This is a genomic window from Pseudomonas sp. 210_17 TE3656 (genome assembly GCF_054821965.1).
On the sequence record NZ_JBTRBC010000001.1, the window covers coordinates 1099068 to 1114135 of the forward strand.

Consider the following 15068-nt stretch of genomic DNA (forward strand, 5'->3'; position numbering starts at 1 on the left):
GCCTAAAGTTTCTTTCGGGTTGGCCGAAAACAAGGCAAGCGTCCCTATACCCAGAGGTTTTCTGATCATGGTCATCGACTTCAGTCGTTTGAATAACTCCCCGTCGGTTGCCGGCGTGCGTACCGGCAACAGCCAGGAAAGCACTGCCAGCAACACCGCCGCCAAGGCCGATTCCGTCGCCCAGGGCAGCGCCAGCGGGGAAGCCGTACACCTCAGCCACGAGGCCCAGCAGTTGCAAAAGGTCAGCGACAAGCTGCGCGACCAGCCGATTGTCAACAGCGCCCGGGTGGCGGAGTTGAAGCAGGCGATCGCCGACGGCAGCTACCAGGTCGACAGCAACCGCGTCGCCAGCAAACTGCTTAATTTCGAAGCTCAGCGCTAGCCCCTGGCGCGCTGACTTCAGGACGCTTGAACCAAAGAGCCAGCCATGCACGACACTACCTTGCTGCAATTGATCGAAGATGATTTTGCTCCAGCGCAACAATTGCTTGAATTGCTGCAGACCGAGTCGATCGCCCTGCACGGCCGTGACATGCCGCTGCTGGAAGACATTCTGGCGCGCAAGCAATCGCTGGTAATCCTTCTTGATCAGCAAGGTCGGCGGCGCAGTGAACTGCTTGCCAGCCTTGGCCTGAGCCAGGACCGCGAAGGTGTTGCACAACTGGCCAGCCAGTCATCGCTGGGCGAGTTGCTGCTGCAACAGCTGGACGTACTGGGCAAACTGCTTGCCGACTGCCAGGCCGTCAACGAGCGCAATGGCCGCTCGATCCAGCTTCAGCAAAGCACCACAGCCAATCAGATCAGAATCCTCATGGGCGGCGAATCACCGTCGCTGTATGACGCTCGGGGATCGACCTCGCCCCTTGCCAAGCCACGGGCGCTCAGCCAGGCTTGATTCCCTGTATCAAGGCACGGAACATACTGGCAAAATGCCGTTACTTGCGTGTGCCGTTTATGCCTGGAGATTGATTACCCGTGTTCAATGAAGCAGAAGCTCCGCAGCCACCAAAGGTGCTCACCACTCCTTTGGAAATTGCCGCCAACTTGCGGTCGCTGCAAGAGAGCCATGACCCGCTGATCATCACCTTCCACGAACGCAGCCAGCGTTTCCAGAGCTATGTGGTCGAGGTCGACCGCGAAAGCAATCGCCTGGCGCTTGATGAAATGGTCCCGCGCGACGGTGAGCGCTACCTGGAGAACGGCGAGCCGTTCCGGGTCGAGGGCTTTCATGATGGTGTGCGGATCGCCTGGGAGTGCAATACCCCGCTGAGCATCAGCGAAGTTGACGGCCATCGCTGCTACCGTGGCGCACTGCCGACTGCAGTGGCCTACCACCAGCGCCGCAATGCCTTCCGTGCTGCACTGAAACTGTCGCAACTGGTCGACGTCAAGCTCGATGGCGACAAACTCAAGGGCAATGGTGAATTGCGCGGCAAGTTGCTGGACATCTCCGCTACCGGCTGCAAGCTGCGCTTTGAAGGCAATGTCGAGGAGCGCCTGCAACTGGGTCAGGTCTACGAGAAATTCGCCTCCGGCGCACCGCTGGGTTTGTCCCAGGTCGAAGTGGAGCTGCGTCATCTGCATTTCGAAGAGCGCGTCAACACCACCTTTGCGGGTGTGCGCTTTCACAACCTGAACGGGCAGATGCAGCGCAAGATCGAAACCTTTGTCTATCAGCTGCAGCGTGAAGCGCGACGGTTCGATAAAGACGATTACTGAGTTTCACAGCATCGCGGGGCAAGCCCGCTCCCACCGGATATTCACCCTCCCAGTGGGAGCGGGCTTGCCCTGCGATAAAGTTCACACCGGTGCCGGTTTCTCCTCCGTCCCGGCTGCATCACCCTCCTCCTGATCGCTATCCTCCTCGGTATCCTCAGCCGCCACCGGCGTCTGCATCTGATCCTGCACGCTCTGCTCATCAACCCGCGGATCGAGTGCGGCCGACAAGGGCGAACCCGCCGCCGGCATGGCCACGTGATTGAGCGGCGCATCGTCGACCTGGTGCAGACCGGTGACCGCCTTCGGCCGAATCCGCCAGACCAGCACCAGGGCAAAGAACACAAAAAAGGCATACAGCATCTGCGTGCCGAAAACCTTCATCAGCACCCCCGCCACCAGCGGCCCGATACTGGCGCCGACACCGTAGGTCACCAACAGCATGGCAGTCAGCGAAACCCGCCGCTCGCTTTCCACATGGTCGTTGGAAAAAGCCACCGCCAGGGGATACAGACAGAACTGCAGCAACGACACGGCAAAGCCGGCAGCGAACAAGACAACCAGCGGCACCGTCGGCATGATCGCCAGGGGCAACGCGGCAATCGCCAGGCCCACGGCTACGCTACGGATCAAGACCGCGCGATCATAGCGATCCGACAGCCAGCCCAACGGCCACTGCACCAGCAGGCCGGCAAAGATGCAGCAGCCCATGAACAGACCGATGTACTCGGTGCTCAGCCCTTGCTTGGCTGCATACAACGGCGCCAGACCATAGAAAGAGCCAACGATCAGCCCCGAGCCCAGCACCGTGCTCAAAGACTGTGGCACCCGCTTGATAAAGAAGCGCGGTTCCATCGGCGCCGGGCGCAATGGTGCCGGGTGAATGCGCCGGGTCATTGCCACCGGCACCAGGCACAAGGCAAAACACATGGCCACCAGCATCAACAGCTCCGGCCCCAGTTGCGGATGCGCGACCAGTATCAACTGCCCCAGCACCAGGCCCAGGTAGGAGGCAATCATGTAGCCGCTGAACACCGCCCCACGCTGTTTGGCATCCGCCTGCTCGTTGAGCCAGCTTTCAATGACCATGTACTGGCACATCATCCCCAGACCGACGATCACCCGCAGCACCACCCAGGCCGGCAACCAACTGACCAGGCCATGCCCGAGCACCGCCGCACCGACGATCCCGGCACAGGTGGCATAGGCCCGGATATGGCCAACCCGGGCAATCAGGCGGTGACCGATCTTGCCGCCCAGGGCCAGACCGAAATAGTTGGCCGCCATGAGCGCACCGACCCAGAGGCTGTCGACATGATCGGCAGCCAGGCGCAAGGCCAGGTAAGTACTCAACAAGCCGGAACCAATCAACATCATCAGCGCAGCGAAATACAGCGCGCGAAAAGACTTCCAGATCTGTCGCATCAGCGTCCCGAACGGCCCCTTGAGCAGGTGGAAAAACTGCTTGAAAGCATAAGTGAAAATAACCGTGCTGCAGGTCTGGGGACTAAAAAAACACTAGGCCTGAGCCGCCAGCACGCGACGCTCCCACGGGGTGATTTCATCGAAGAAACTGGTCAGTTCCAGCGTCTTGGTGGCGATGTAGCCGTCGATGAACTCGGCACCGAACAACTCCCGTGCAAGCGCACTGTGCTTCAGACGCTCAAGCGCCGCATGCAAGGTACATGGCAGGCTCAAATGCTCCGGCACCTCGAACTCACCCTGGATAGCCGGCGCAGGCTCCAGCTGCTGCTCGATGCCATACAGACCGGCGGCAAGGCTGGCGGCGATAGCCAGATAGGGGTTAGTGTCCGCACCGGGCAAACGGTTCTCAACCCGCCGCGCCACCGGCGAACTGGCCGGAATGCGCAGGCCGGCAGCGCGATTGTCTTCTGACCAGCAGGCATTGTTGGGCGAAGCGTAAGGGTGACACAGGCGCTGATAGGAATTGACGTTCGGCGCAAACAGCGCAGTGAAGTCCGCCATGCAGGCCTGCAAGCCACCGATGAAATGACGGAAGGTCGCAGTCGGTTTGCCGTCGGCGTCGCTGAACACGTTGCGGCCGCCGTTGATCTCTACCAGGCTCTGGTGAATATGCATGGAACTGCCCGGCGTGTGTGCCAGGGGCTTGGCCATGCACACCACGGTCAGGCCATGCTTGAGCGCAACCTCTTTGAGCAAATGCTTGAACAGCAGGGTCTGGTCGGCTAACAACAAAGGATCGCCGTGCAGCAGGTTGATCTCGAACTGGCTGACACCCATTTCATGCATGAAGGTGTCGCGCGGCAAGCCCAAGGCTTCCATGCAGCGATAGACCTCGCTGAAGAACGGGCGCAGGCCGTTGTTGGAACTGACGCTGAACGCCGAATGCCCCTCTTCGCGACGACCATCCTTGCCCAGTGGCGGCAGGAACGGCTGGTGCGGGTCGGTATTGGGCGCGAAGACAAAAAACTCAAGCTCGGTTGCCACCACCGGTGCCAGGCCGCGGGCTGCGTAACGCGCAATCACCGCCTTGAGCAAACCACGCGTGGAAAGGCCTGAGCTTGCGCCGCTCAGTTCGACCGCATCACAAATCGCCAGGGCACGCGGCTCGTCGCTCCAGGGCAGACGGTGGATCTGCTGAGCATCGGCTACCAGGGCCAGGTCGCCATCGTCGCTACCGTAGAAGCGCGCTGGCGGATAGCCACCCATGATGCACTGCAGCAACACCCCTCGGGCCATCTGCAAACGCCGGCCTTCGAGAAATCCTGCGGCAGTCATTACCTTGCCGCGCGGCACGCCATTGAGGTCCGGCGTAACGCACTCGATCTCATCAATGCCGCTCAATCGCTCCGCGAGCGCACACTGGCCACTGGTCGTCATGACACTATCCTTATTGTTTTCGCATGCCGTGAAAGGCGATAGCTACAACATAGGCACCAGGCGTTCGGAATTTCAAGCACCCAGACTGGGCATGATCGAAATTTTCTACAGGCCTGATTTCTGCAGTCACCCGGGCAAGGTCATGCCATTGGCCGGCAACGGCAAGGCAGTCTTGTAGCGCACCTGCTTCAAGGCAAAGCTGGAGCGGATGTTGGCCACGCCGGGCAAACGCGTGAGGTAATCAAGAAAGCGTTCCAGCGCCTGGATGCTTGGCAGCAACACCCGCAACAGGTAATCCGGGTCCCCGGTCATCAGGTAGCACTCCATGACCTCCGGGCGCTCGGCGATTTCTTCTTCAAAGCGGTGCAGGGATTGCTCCACCTGCTTTTCGAGGCTGACATGAATGAACACATTGACGTCCAGCCCCAGTACTTCCGGGGCCAGCAAGGTTACCTGCTGACGTATCACGCCCAGCTCCTCCATGGCCTTGACCCGGTTGAAGCAGGGCGTCGGCGACAGGTTGACCGAGCGCGCCAGCTCGGCGTTGGTGATCCGGGCGTTTTCCTGAAGGCTGTTGAGAATACCGATGTCGGTGCGATCCAGTTTGCGCATGAGAAAATTTCACCTGTTTTTTGTCTTTATAAAGAATGTTTATCCGCAAGCCCGAACAAAGGCAATGAACTTGAGAGAAATATTCTTCAGGCGCCCGAATATCATGTAGGACAAGACTGACTCCCTGGTCACAAGCCGGGGTTTCAGCAGCGACCGCTTCAAAGCTCAACAAAAACACAAGACAGAGCGAGCGTAAAAAAGCATGAACGAGTACGCCCCCCTGCGTCTGCATGTGCCCGAGCCTACCGGCCGGCCAGGCTGCCAGACTGATTTTTCCTACCTGCGTCTGAACGATGCCGGCAAGGTCCGTAAACCTCCCGTCGATGTAGAAGCCGCCGATACCGCGGATATCGCCTATAGCCTGATCCGCGTACTGGATGACAAAGGCAATGCCCTGGGCCCATGGGCCGAGGACATCGGTCCCGACGTCCTGCGCCAAGGCATGCGCACCATGCTCAAGACCCGGCTGTTCGACAGCCGCATGGTGGTCGCCCAGCGCCAGAAGAAAATGTCCTTCTATATGCAGAGCCTGGGCGAGGAAGCCATCGGCAGCGGTCAGGCCATGGCCCTGAACCGCACGGACATGTGCTTCCCCACCTACCGCCAGCAAAGCATTCTCATGGCCCGCGACGTGTCGCTGGTAGAGATGATCTGCCAGCTGCTGTCCAACGAGCGTGATCCGCTCAAGGGCCGCCAGTTGCCGATCATGTACTCGGTACGTGAAGCCGGTTTCTTCACCATCAGCGGCAACCTCGCGACCCAGTTCGTCCAGGCTGTCGGCTGGGCCATGGCCTCGGCGATCAAAGGCGATACCAAGATCGCCTCGGCCTGGATCGGTGACGGCGCCACCGCCGAATCCGACTTCCACACCGCCCTGACCTTCGCCCACGTATACCGCGCGCCGGTGATCCTCAACGTGGTCAACAACCAGTGGGCAATCTCCACCTTCCAGGCGATCGCCGGGGGTGAATCGACCACCTTCGCCGGTCGTGGCGTCGGTTGCGGCATCGCTTCGCTGCGGGTCGACGGCAACGACTTCATCGCCGTCTACGCCGCCTCGCGCTGGGCCGCCGAACGCGCCCGCCGTGGCCTGGGCCCGAGCCTGATCGAATGGGTCACCTACCGCGCCGGCCCGCACTCGACTTCGGACGATCCGTCCAAGTACCGCCCCGCCGACGACTGGAGCCACTTCCCGCTTGGCGACCCGATCGCCCGCCTCAAGCAGCACCTGATCGCCATCGGCCACTGGTCCGAGGAAGAGCACCAGGCGGTTACCGCCGAACTCGAGGCCGAGATCATCAAGGCGCAGAAAGAAGCCGAGCAGTACGGCACCCTGGCCGGCGGCCAGATGCCAAGCCCAGCGTCCATGTTCGAGGATGTCTACAAGGAGATGCCGGAGCACCTGCGCCGGCAGCGCCAGGAACTGGGGATCTGACATGAACGATCACACCACCACTATTCAGTTGGAAACCGCCATGGCGACTACCACCATGACCATGATCCAGGCCCTGCGCTCGGCCATGGACATCATGCTTGAGCGCGATGACAACGTGGTCGTCTATGGCCAGGACGTTGGCTACTTTGGCGGCGTGTTCCGCTGCACCGAAGGCCTGCAGACCAAGTACGGCAAGTCGCGGGTCTTCGATGCACCGATCTCCGAAAGCGGCATCGTCGGTACCGCCGTGGGCATGGGCGCGTACGGCCTGCGCCCAGTGGTCGAGATTCAGTTCGCCGACTACTTCTACCCGGCCTCCGACCAGATCGTCTCCGAGATGGCCCGCCTGCGTTATCGCTCGGCGGGTGAATTCGTCGCCCCGCTGACCCTGCGCATGCCGTGCGGCGGCGGCATCTACGGTGGCCAGACCCACAGCCAGAGTCCTGAGGCGATGTTTACTCAGGTCTGCGGCCTGCGCACCGTTATGCCGTCCAACCCCTACGACGCCAAAGGCCTGCTGATCGCCTCGATCGAGAACGACGACCCGGTGATCTTCCTTGAGCCCAAACGCCTGTACAACGGCCCGTTCGACGGCCACCACGACCGCCCGGTAACCCCGTGGTCGAAACACCCGGCTGCCGCCGTCCCCGATGGCTACTACACCGTGCCGCTGGACAAGGCCGCCATCACCCGCCCCGGCAATGACGTCACCGTGCTCACCTATGGCACCACGGTTTACGTGTCGCAAGTGGCCGCCGAGGAAACCGGTGTCGATGCTGAAGTCATCGACCTGCGCAGCCTGTGGCCACTGGACCTGGAAACCATCGTCGCCTCGGTGAAAAAGACCGGCCGCTGCGTGGTCGTCCACGAAGCCACGCGCACCTGCGGTTTCGGTGCCGAGCTGATCGCGCTGGTCCAGGAACACTGCTTCCATCACCTCGAAGCCCCGATCGAGCGCGTCACCGGTTGGGACACCCCCTACCCGCATGCGCAGGAATGGGCGTATTTCCCCGGTCCCTCACGTGTGGGCGCGGCATTGAAACGGGTCATGGAGGTCTGAATGGGCACGCACGTCATCAAGATGCCGGATATCGGTGAAGGCATCGCACAAGTTGAACTGGTGGAATGGTTCGTCAAAGTCGGCGACACCGTCACCGAAGACCAGGTCGTGGCCGATGTCATGACCGACAAAGCCACCGTGGAAATCCCCTCGCCGGTCAGCGGCAAAGTGCTGGCGCTGGGCGGGCAACCCGGTGAAGTCATGGCGGTGGGCAGCGAGCTGATCCGCATCGAAGTCGAAGGTGCGGGCAATTATCAGGAAGGTGCGGCAGCACCGGCAGCACCGGCAGCTGCAGTTGCCGCCCCGGCTCCGGTCGCGGCCAGCAAGCCGGAACCACAAGCCGAAAAACCTGTGCCTGTCACCGCAGCCGCGCCAGCCAGCACACACGCCCCGGCCCCGATCGTCCCGCGCGAAGCCAACGAGCGCCCTCTGGCCTCGCCGGCTGTGCGCAAACGTGCCCTGGATGCCGGTATCGAACTGCGTTACGTACATGGCAGTGGCCCGGTCGGCCGCATCCTGCATGAAGACCTGGATGCCTTCCTCACCCAGCCGACAATAAGCACGCAAAGCGCACCGGGCGGTTACGCCAAGCGCAGCGACAGCGAGCAGATCCCGGTCATCGGCCTGCGCCGCAAAATCGCCCAGCGCATGCAGGACGCCAAGCGCCGCGTCGCGCACTTCAGCTATGTCGAAGAGATCGACGTCACCGCCCTGGAAGAGCTGCGCCTGCACCTGAACAAGAAGTGGGGCGACAGCCGCGGCAAGCTGACCCTGTTGCCGTTCCTGGTACGCGCCATGGTCGTGGCCTTGCGTGAATTCCCGCAGATCAACGCCACCTACGACGACGAAGCCCAGGTCATCACCCGCCACGGCGCGGTGCATGTCGGCATCGCTACCCAGGGCGACAACGGCCTGATGGTACCGGTGCTGCGCCATGCCGAAGCCGGCAGCCTGTGGAGCAACGCTGGCGAAATCGTACGCCTGGCCAATGCCGCGCGCGGCAACAAAGCCAGCCGTGAAGAGCTGAGCGGTTCGACCATTACCCTGACCAGCCTCGGCGCCTTGGGCGGCATTGTTTCCACGCCGGTGGTCAACACGCCGGAAGTGGCCATCGTCGGCGTCAACCGCATGGTCGAACGGCCGATGGTGATCAACGGCCAGATCGTCATCCGCAAGATGATGAACCTGTCCAGCTCGTTCGATCACCGGGTGGTCGACGGGATGGACGCGGCACTCTTCATCCAGGCCATCCGCGGCCTGCTCGAACAACCTGCCAGCCTGTTTGTGGAGTGACCATGCAACAGACCCTCAACACCACCCTGCTGATCATCGGTGGCGGCCCTGGCGGTTATGTCGCGGCCATTCGCGCCGGCCAGCTGGGCATTCCCACGGTTCTGGTCGAAGGCCAGGCCCTGGGCGGCACCTGCCTGAACATCGGCTGCATTCCCTCCAAGGCGCTGATCCATGTCGCCGAGCAGTTCCACCAGACCCGACAGCACAGCCAGCAGTCGAACCTGGGCATCAAGGTCTCGGCGCCGAGCCTGGACATCGGCCAGAGCGTAGCCTGGAAAGACGGCATCGTTGATCGGTTGACCAGCGGTGTCGCCGCCCTGCTGAAAAAGCACGGGGTCAAGGTGATCCATGGCTGGGCGAAGATCCTCGACGGCAAGAGCGTCGAAGTCGATGGCCAACGCATCCAGTGCGAGCACCTGCTGCTGGCCACCGGCTCCAGCAGCGTCGAATTGCCGATGCTGCCGCTCGGCGGCGCGGTCATCTCTTCCACCGAAGCCCTGGCGCCGAAAGCCCTGCCCAAGCACCTGACAGTGGTCGGCGGTGGCTACATTGGCCTGGAACTGGGTATTGCCTACCGCAAACTCGGCGTCGAGGTCAGCGTGGTCGAAGCCCGCGAGCGGATTCTGCCGACCTATGACAGTGAGCTGACCGCGCCGGTAGCCGAGTCGATCAAAAAGCTCGGGATCAAGCTTTATCTCAAGCACAGCGTCGAAGGCTTTGATGCCGACAGTCAACGCCTGCAGGTGCGTAACCCGGACGGCGAATTGCTGCAACTGGATACCGATCAGGTCCTGGTCGCCGTAGGTCGCAAACCGCGCACCCAAGGCTTCAACCTGGAAAGCCTGGCGCTGAAGATGAACGGCGCGGCGATCGCCATCGACGAACGTTGCCAGACCAGCATGCGCAATGTCTGGGCCATCGGCGATCTCAGCGGTGAACCGATGCTCGCCCACCGGGCCATGGCCCAGGGCGAGATGGTCGCGGAAATCATTGCCGGCAAAACCCGGCGCTTCGAACCCACTGCCATTGCCGCAGTGTGCTTCACCGATCCGGAACTGGTGGTGGTCGGCAAGACCCCGGAGCATGTCGAACAGGAAGGCCTGGACTGCATCGTTGCGCAGTTCCCGTTCGCCGCCAACGGCCGGGCCATGACCCTGGAATCAAAAAGTGGTTTTGTGCGCGTGGTCGCGCGTCGCGACAATCACCTGATCCTTGGTTGGCAAGCCGTCGGCGTCGGCGTTTCGGAATTGTCGACGGCGTTCGCCCAGTCCCTGGAAATGGGCGCCCGCCTGGAAGATGTGGCCGGCACCATCCATGCCCACCCGACCCTTGGCGAGGCAGTCCAGGAAGCGGCATTGCGGGCACTCGGTCACGCCCTGCACCTGTAACACACTGAAGCGGCTGCGGCCGATTTGACCCGCTGTGCGCAAGCGCAGCGGGTCTTTTTTTGCCTACGCAGCCACACCCCGAACCTCATTGAGCACCCATTCGCAGAACGCTCTTACTTCCAGGCGCTCGGCAGCCTCCTTCTGACTGACGATGTAGTAGGAAAACTGCGCAGGCCAGGGCTTGTCGAGCACCTTGATCAATTTGCCCGCGGCCATTTCCTGCCTTGCATGGTCTTCGGATACCAGCGCCAGGCCCTGGCCGGATTCGGCCGCACGAATCAACAGCAAATCATCCTCAAAGCTCGTGCCGCGCTCGCTACGCGGATCTGCTGGCACACCATGGGCACTGAGCCAAAGCGCCCAGTCGGCGCGGTCGGTGTCATGCAGCAAGGGGTAGTTCAGGCAGTCCTGCGGCTCTTTGACGGGCGCGCCCGCGGCCAGCAGTTCGGGACTGGCCACCGGCACCATCACCGGGGTGATCAAACGCGTCACATGCAGGTCCGGATAATGTCCCAGGCCGTGACGCAGGGCGATATCCACTTTGTCGCGGCGCAAGTCGACCAGACACCCGGTGGTCTCGACCCGCACCTCGATCTGCGGGTACATCCGCGTAAAGCCGCCCAGACGTGGTACCAGCCAGGACGCAGCAAAGGCAGGCACGGTGCTGATCGTCAGCACCTGCCGCTCCTTCACACCTTCCAGGCCACGCACAATGCTCTCGATCTGACCGAATGCTTCATGCAACAACGGGTGCGCCTGCGCTCCCGCCTCGGTCAGGCGTACACCGTGATGTTCGCGAATAAACAGCGAAGTACCGACACGCTCTTCCAGTAGACGGATTTGCTGACTGACTGCCCCGGAAGTGACATTCAATACCTGCGCGGCTGTTTTGATACTCCCGTAATGACCAACTTCAACAAACGTACGCAGTGCGAGCAATGGAATCGAAGGCTTGATCATGGTTTAGTTTTTCTATCCTTACTTTTAAGCATTTATCGTTTCCCATCCACAATAAAGCAGGACACCCTATTCCTTCAGGAGCTTTGTTTTATAGGCCGAGTAACGATGACAGCTTCGAGGATAAACAGTTTCGAAACAAATTCAACGGTGAATTTTTCTTAACCCAGGGTATAGAAAAACACAGGGCGCAATTTACGTTCTGTGATGTTTCCTGCGTCGCCACGTTCTTTAAACCTGCGCGACATCACGCTCAGTGAAGGCCAATTAATGATTTATCTTTATGCAGACAATACGCCCGAAAGTTTCAAGGTAACTATTACCCTGGAGGAGCTTGGCCTGAAGTACCAGCTTGAAGATATCGACGTAAAGCAACCGCCCCCGGCCTTTATGGAGCTCAGTCCGCGAGGCAGAATCCCGTTGCTGATTGATGACTACAGTGGCGTGTGCCTGCAGGAAACCTCGGTGATCCTTTTCTATCTGGCAAGCAAGGCAGACAGCCTTCTACCCCGCCACCAAGGCAACTGGGCCATCCTCAACGAGCTGGCAGCACACACGGCCGATATTCCTCCGGTCTTACAGCAATGGCGGTACTTTGCCCACGAAGACACCTCGCGCAATACCGAGGCGATTGAACATTTTCGTAGCATGGCCAACACCAGGTTGCACGCCCTCGATAGACGATTGCGCGAACAGCCTTATTTAATGGGAGAGCACTACACGATTGTCGACATTGCCAACTTCGCCTGGACCCACGGTATCCAGTTACTTGGTTTTGACTTCAGTCACTTCAAGGACTTGAGTGACTGGCACCAACGCGTTGCAACAAGGCCAGCGGTGCAGCGCGGGCTTGTTTTACCCGCACCGGCCTTTGCGCACTGAGCAGGTGGCCAACAGCATTCTGCTGGCCACTTTTCAGGCAACCCCGACTACCTTTGGAGTTGTTGAGCATCCCGCCTTTCAGCCCGCCTTGCGCACGGCATCGCGGGCCTTGTTCAGTTGCTCCAGCAGATTGTCGACGTCCGCCGTGGTCGAACGGTAGCTGGTGATGCAGGTTCGCAAAGTCTTCTCCTTGTTGAAGGTGGTCGATGACAGCCAGACCTGGTTGGCGGCCAGCGTCTGGGCCAGGATCTGTTCCACATCGGCCTTGCCCGCGTCCTTGAAGCAGATAACCGGCAGTTGCGTGGCGTTCACCACCACCCAGCCGTGCTGCTCAAGTGAAGACTTCAAATAGGCGCCCAGCTCGACCTGATAGTCGATCATCTTGCAAAAGCCTTCGCGACCGAGAATCGCCAAGGGGATGAACAGCTTCAATCCATTGAAACGCCGCGACCACTGCATGGAGTTGATGTAGGGATCGATATTGACGTCGTCGCCCGCCGGCATGTAGTTGGTAGAAACCGCGAACGGCTCGTTGAGCAGGGTTTTGTCGGCGCAGATGAACATTCCGGTACCCATGGGGGCGGTCAGCCACTTGTGCGCGTCCAGGGTGATGGAGTCGGCCTGATCGATGCCGCGCAACAGCGGGGAATGACTTTCGCTGAGCAGGATCGCGCCTGCCCATGCCGCATCGACATGGAAATACAGGTCGTGCTGCCTGGCCACATCAGCCATCTGCGCCAGCGGATCAATTACTCCGGCGTTGGTTGTGCCTGCAGTCCCTACCAGCATGAAAGGCAGGAAGCCGAGCCGACGATCTTCGGCGATGGCGGTGTTCAGTTGCGCGATATCCATTTTTCCGTGGCTATCGACCCCGACCAGACGTACAGCGTTATGCCCAAGCCCGGACTGCAGTGCAATCTTCAACCAGGCGAGGTGGCTATCGGCCGAAATGTAGAACACCGGTTGTGAAGCTTGAGATTGCAAGCCTTGCTTGGCGAACCCTGGGACCTTACGGGTCAGGGCGCAGATCATTGCCGTACAATTGGCCTCTGCGCCGCCGGTGGTGAAGGCGCCTCCGACGTGCGACGGGGCAAAGCCCGCCAGCAGGCCCAGATAGCGGATGAGCTTCTCTTCGATATCCACACAAGCCGGCGCGTGACTCCAGACAGCCAGTTGCGGATTGTAGAGGGCCGTAATGAAGTCGGCGATGCCGCCCCAGAACGAAGTGGTGGGATTGAACAGGCCAAAGTAATTCGGGCTGGTCACATGCACCATGCCCTGCTCCATCATACCCACTACATCCTTCAATACTGAGGCTGCCGAGTGGCTGCCATCAAAATCGTAGCGGGACATGACCCCGGCAATGTCCGCCTTGGACATCGACGGATTCACCTTGATCGTCGAGATGTCAGCGACATAATTCTCCACCACATCTTTGAGAAAGCCGAAAATTTCTGTGCGCTCGCCTTGCTCTGGAAAGAATGAGCTGATGATTTCGCGACTGACATCCGGGTCGATACGTGTTGCACTCATGATCAAACGTCCTTGAATCACATCAGATGGAATAGTCGAAAGGAACAACCACACTGGCCTGCAACGCGTCGAAGATTACGCCGGCACGGTAGGCAACCGCGGAGAACGACTGACCATCACTGATGCCATGCGTACGCTCCGACAGACCGTTGACATAGATCTGAACCCCCTCGCTGTTACGCAGCTTCACTTTGTACTGGCCATCGACTTCCAGCCCGCCTTGAGTGTCCTTGACCAGGTACTCTTCCAGCGGTTTCAGCAAGCCTGGCACCATCGGCTGTTGATAACCGGTTCCCAGCGCAATGGCATCGACAACGTATTCACTCAGCGCCCCGGTAAAGGAGTCACGCAGCGTCACGTGGTACCCCTCGGCAGTCTTGGTGAGGGTCAGAATTTCCGAGTTCACCGCCATTTTCAGGCGCTCCCGGCCGACGATCTCGTCTTCATAAATCACCGAGTAGAGATGCTGACTCTCATCAACGTCGATACCCGAATAGTTGGTGCTTTTGACATGACTGAAGAAGCGGTTGCGCCCTTCTCCATCGAGGCCTTTGAAGTACTCGATGTTCTCCGGCAGAAACACCAGGTTGGGGAACTGCCCCAGCTGCGCCACCTTGAAGCCGATCGAGCGATGTACCGAGACAACATGGATATCGTCTTTCTTCGCGATCAGATCAGCAATCACCTCACCGGCACTCTGCCCCGAGCCCAGCACTAACCAGCGCTTGGGAATGTCACCATTGAATGCTTTGAGCCGATCCAGGTACTCACTGGCATGAAATACATGGGTGCCCATGCTTTGCTCGAACAGTGGCGGAACATTCGGCGTCGAGCCGTTGGAAAGAATCAACTTGCGGGTTTCATACGTGAAGCCCTGCCCGCTGACCTTGAAACCACTGAGCTGGCCGTCCTTCAGAATCGGCTCGATGGTGCTGACCGCATGGTCGTAACGCACGTACTCCGACAGTTTTCCGGCAACCCAGGTCATGTAGTCCGACCATTCGAAACGACTTGCCGGACGCCCCAGCAGACCGAACTTGAACAGCCGGTTCTTCTCCTTGAGGTACATGGCAAAGCTATACGGGCTTTGCGGGTTGCGCGGGGTCACCAGGTCACGATAGACGTGGTGGTTGATATCGGTATTGCTCAACAGCAGGTTCGGGTGCCAGGCACAGCTGGCAGCTTTTTCCAACGCCAGGAACGCGTGTCTGCCGCTGCCACCATGGGTGGCGAATTCTTCATCGTAGACACAAGCCAGGGCCAGGCCCGCCGGACCAAACCCGATGCACAGGGTATCGATGTAATGGTTGGACGTCGTCGCATGATTCAT

The 15068-nt window shown here is 60.1% G+C and carries 14 protein-coding genes; 8 read left to right on the plus strand and 6 right to left on the minus strand.

Annotated elements, in window-relative coordinates:
- The first annotated feature begins 67 nt into the window (after positions 1 to 67).
- The 3 genes from flgM (at position 68) to ACVI9W_RS05195 (ending at position 1719) form a co-directional block, all read left to right on the plus strand.
- Entirely contained in the window at positions 68 to 382 is a 315-nt protein-coding gene (flgM, locus tag ACVI9W_RS05185) for a flagellar biosynthesis anti-sigma factor FlgM (protein ID WP_038613421.1), read from the plus strand.
- Positions 383 to 427: 45 nt separating this feature from the next.
- Complete coding sequence (locus tag ACVI9W_RS05190; protein WP_038613423.1) at positions 428 to 895, plus strand: flagella synthesis protein FlgN; 468 nt, start codon at positions 428 to 430, stop codon at positions 893 to 895.
- Between the two features lie 80 nt (positions 896 to 975).
- Complete coding sequence (locus tag ACVI9W_RS05195; RefSeq protein ID WP_038613425.1) at positions 976 to 1719, plus strand: flagellar brake protein; 744 nt, start codon at positions 976 to 978, stop codon at positions 1717 to 1719.
- Positions 1720 to 1800: 81 nt separating this feature from the next.
- Here the strand turns inward: ACVI9W_RS05195 and ACVI9W_RS05200 are convergent, their stop codons facing one another.
- The 3 genes from ACVI9W_RS05200 to bkdR all read right to left on the minus strand — a co-directional run bounded on the left by ACVI9W_RS05200 (position 1801) and on the right by bkdR (position 5190).
- Positions 1801 to 3141: an MFS transporter gene (locus ACVI9W_RS05200; protein WP_461529382.1), complete on the minus strand. Its 1341-nt coding sequence runs from the start codon at positions 3139 to 3141 to the stop codon at positions 1801 to 1803.
- A gap of 93 nt (positions 3142 to 3234) precedes the next feature.
- Positions 3235 to 4476: a glutamine synthetase family protein gene (locus ACVI9W_RS05205; protein ID WP_461531794.1), complete on the minus strand. Its 1242-nt coding sequence runs from the start codon at positions 4474 to 4476 to the stop codon at positions 3235 to 3237.
- Positions 4477 to 4704: 228 nt separating this feature from the next.
- Positions 4705 to 5190, minus strand: coding sequence for a Bkd operon transcriptional regulator BkdR (bkdR, locus tag ACVI9W_RS05210; RefSeq protein WP_038613431.1), 486 nt, complete (start codon positions 5188 to 5190; stop codon positions 4705 to 4707).
- 202 nt (positions 5191 to 5392) lie between these two features.
- On the opposite strand from bkdR, the gene ACVI9W_RS05215 reads away from it, so the two are divergent.
- Genes ACVI9W_RS05215 through lpdA form a run of 4 tightly spaced genes read left to right on the plus strand, consistent with a single transcriptional unit; the run spans position 5393 to position 10366 of the window.
- On the plus strand, positions 5393 to 6625 hold the full coding sequence (locus ACVI9W_RS05215) for a 3-methyl-2-oxobutanoate dehydrogenase (2-methylpropanoyl-transferring) subunit alpha (protein ID WP_038613433.1): 1233 nt from the start codon (positions 5393 to 5395) through the stop codon (positions 6623 to 6625).
- 1 nt (position 6626) lies between these two features.
- Complete coding sequence (locus ACVI9W_RS05220; protein ID WP_157193530.1) at positions 6627 to 7685, plus strand: alpha-ketoacid dehydrogenase subunit beta; 1059 nt, start codon at positions 6627 to 6629, stop codon at positions 7683 to 7685.
- On the plus strand, positions 7686 to 8978 hold the full coding sequence (locus tag ACVI9W_RS05225; protein ID WP_461529383.1) for a dihydrolipoamide acetyltransferase family protein: 1293 nt from the start codon (positions 7686 to 7688) through the stop codon (positions 8976 to 8978).
- Between the two features lie 2 nt (positions 8979 to 8980).
- Positions 8981 to 10366 carry a dihydrolipoyl dehydrogenase gene (gene lpdA, locus ACVI9W_RS05230; RefSeq protein ID WP_461529384.1) on the plus strand — a complete coding sequence of 462 codons (1386 nt, stop codon included), beginning with the start codon at positions 8981 to 8983 and terminating at the stop codon, positions 10364 to 10366.
- 63 nt (positions 10367 to 10429) lie between these two features.
- Here lpdA and ACVI9W_RS05235 read toward each other — a convergent pair whose 3' ends face one another.
- Entirely contained in the window at positions 10430 to 11326 is an 897-nt protein-coding gene (locus ACVI9W_RS05235) for a LysR substrate-binding domain-containing protein (RefSeq protein WP_461529385.1), read from the minus strand.
- Positions 11327 to 11530: 204 nt separating this feature from the next.
- Between ACVI9W_RS05235 and ACVI9W_RS05240 the strand changes: the two genes are divergently transcribed.
- Positions 11531 to 12205 (plus strand): glutathione S-transferase family protein, encoded by a 675-nt coding sequence (locus ACVI9W_RS05240; protein ID WP_461529386.1) that lies wholly within the window; start codon positions 11531 to 11533, stop codon positions 12203 to 12205.
- Between the two features lie 78 nt (positions 12206 to 12283).
- Here the strand turns inward: ACVI9W_RS05240 and ACVI9W_RS05245 are convergent, their stop codons facing one another.
- Both ACVI9W_RS05245 and ACVI9W_RS05250 read right to left on the minus strand, forming a co-directional pair.
- Complete coding sequence (locus tag ACVI9W_RS05245) at positions 12284 to 13738, minus strand: pyridoxal phosphate-dependent decarboxylase family protein (RefSeq protein WP_461529387.1); 1455 nt, start codon at positions 13736 to 13738, stop codon at positions 12284 to 12286.
- 22 nt (positions 13739 to 13760) lie between these two features.
- The gene (locus ACVI9W_RS05250; protein ID WP_461529388.1) at positions 13761 to 15068 is read right to left on the minus strand and encodes a SidA/IucD/PvdA family monooxygenase; all 1308 of its coding nucleotides are present in this window, start codon (positions 15066 to 15068) and stop codon (positions 13761 to 13763) included.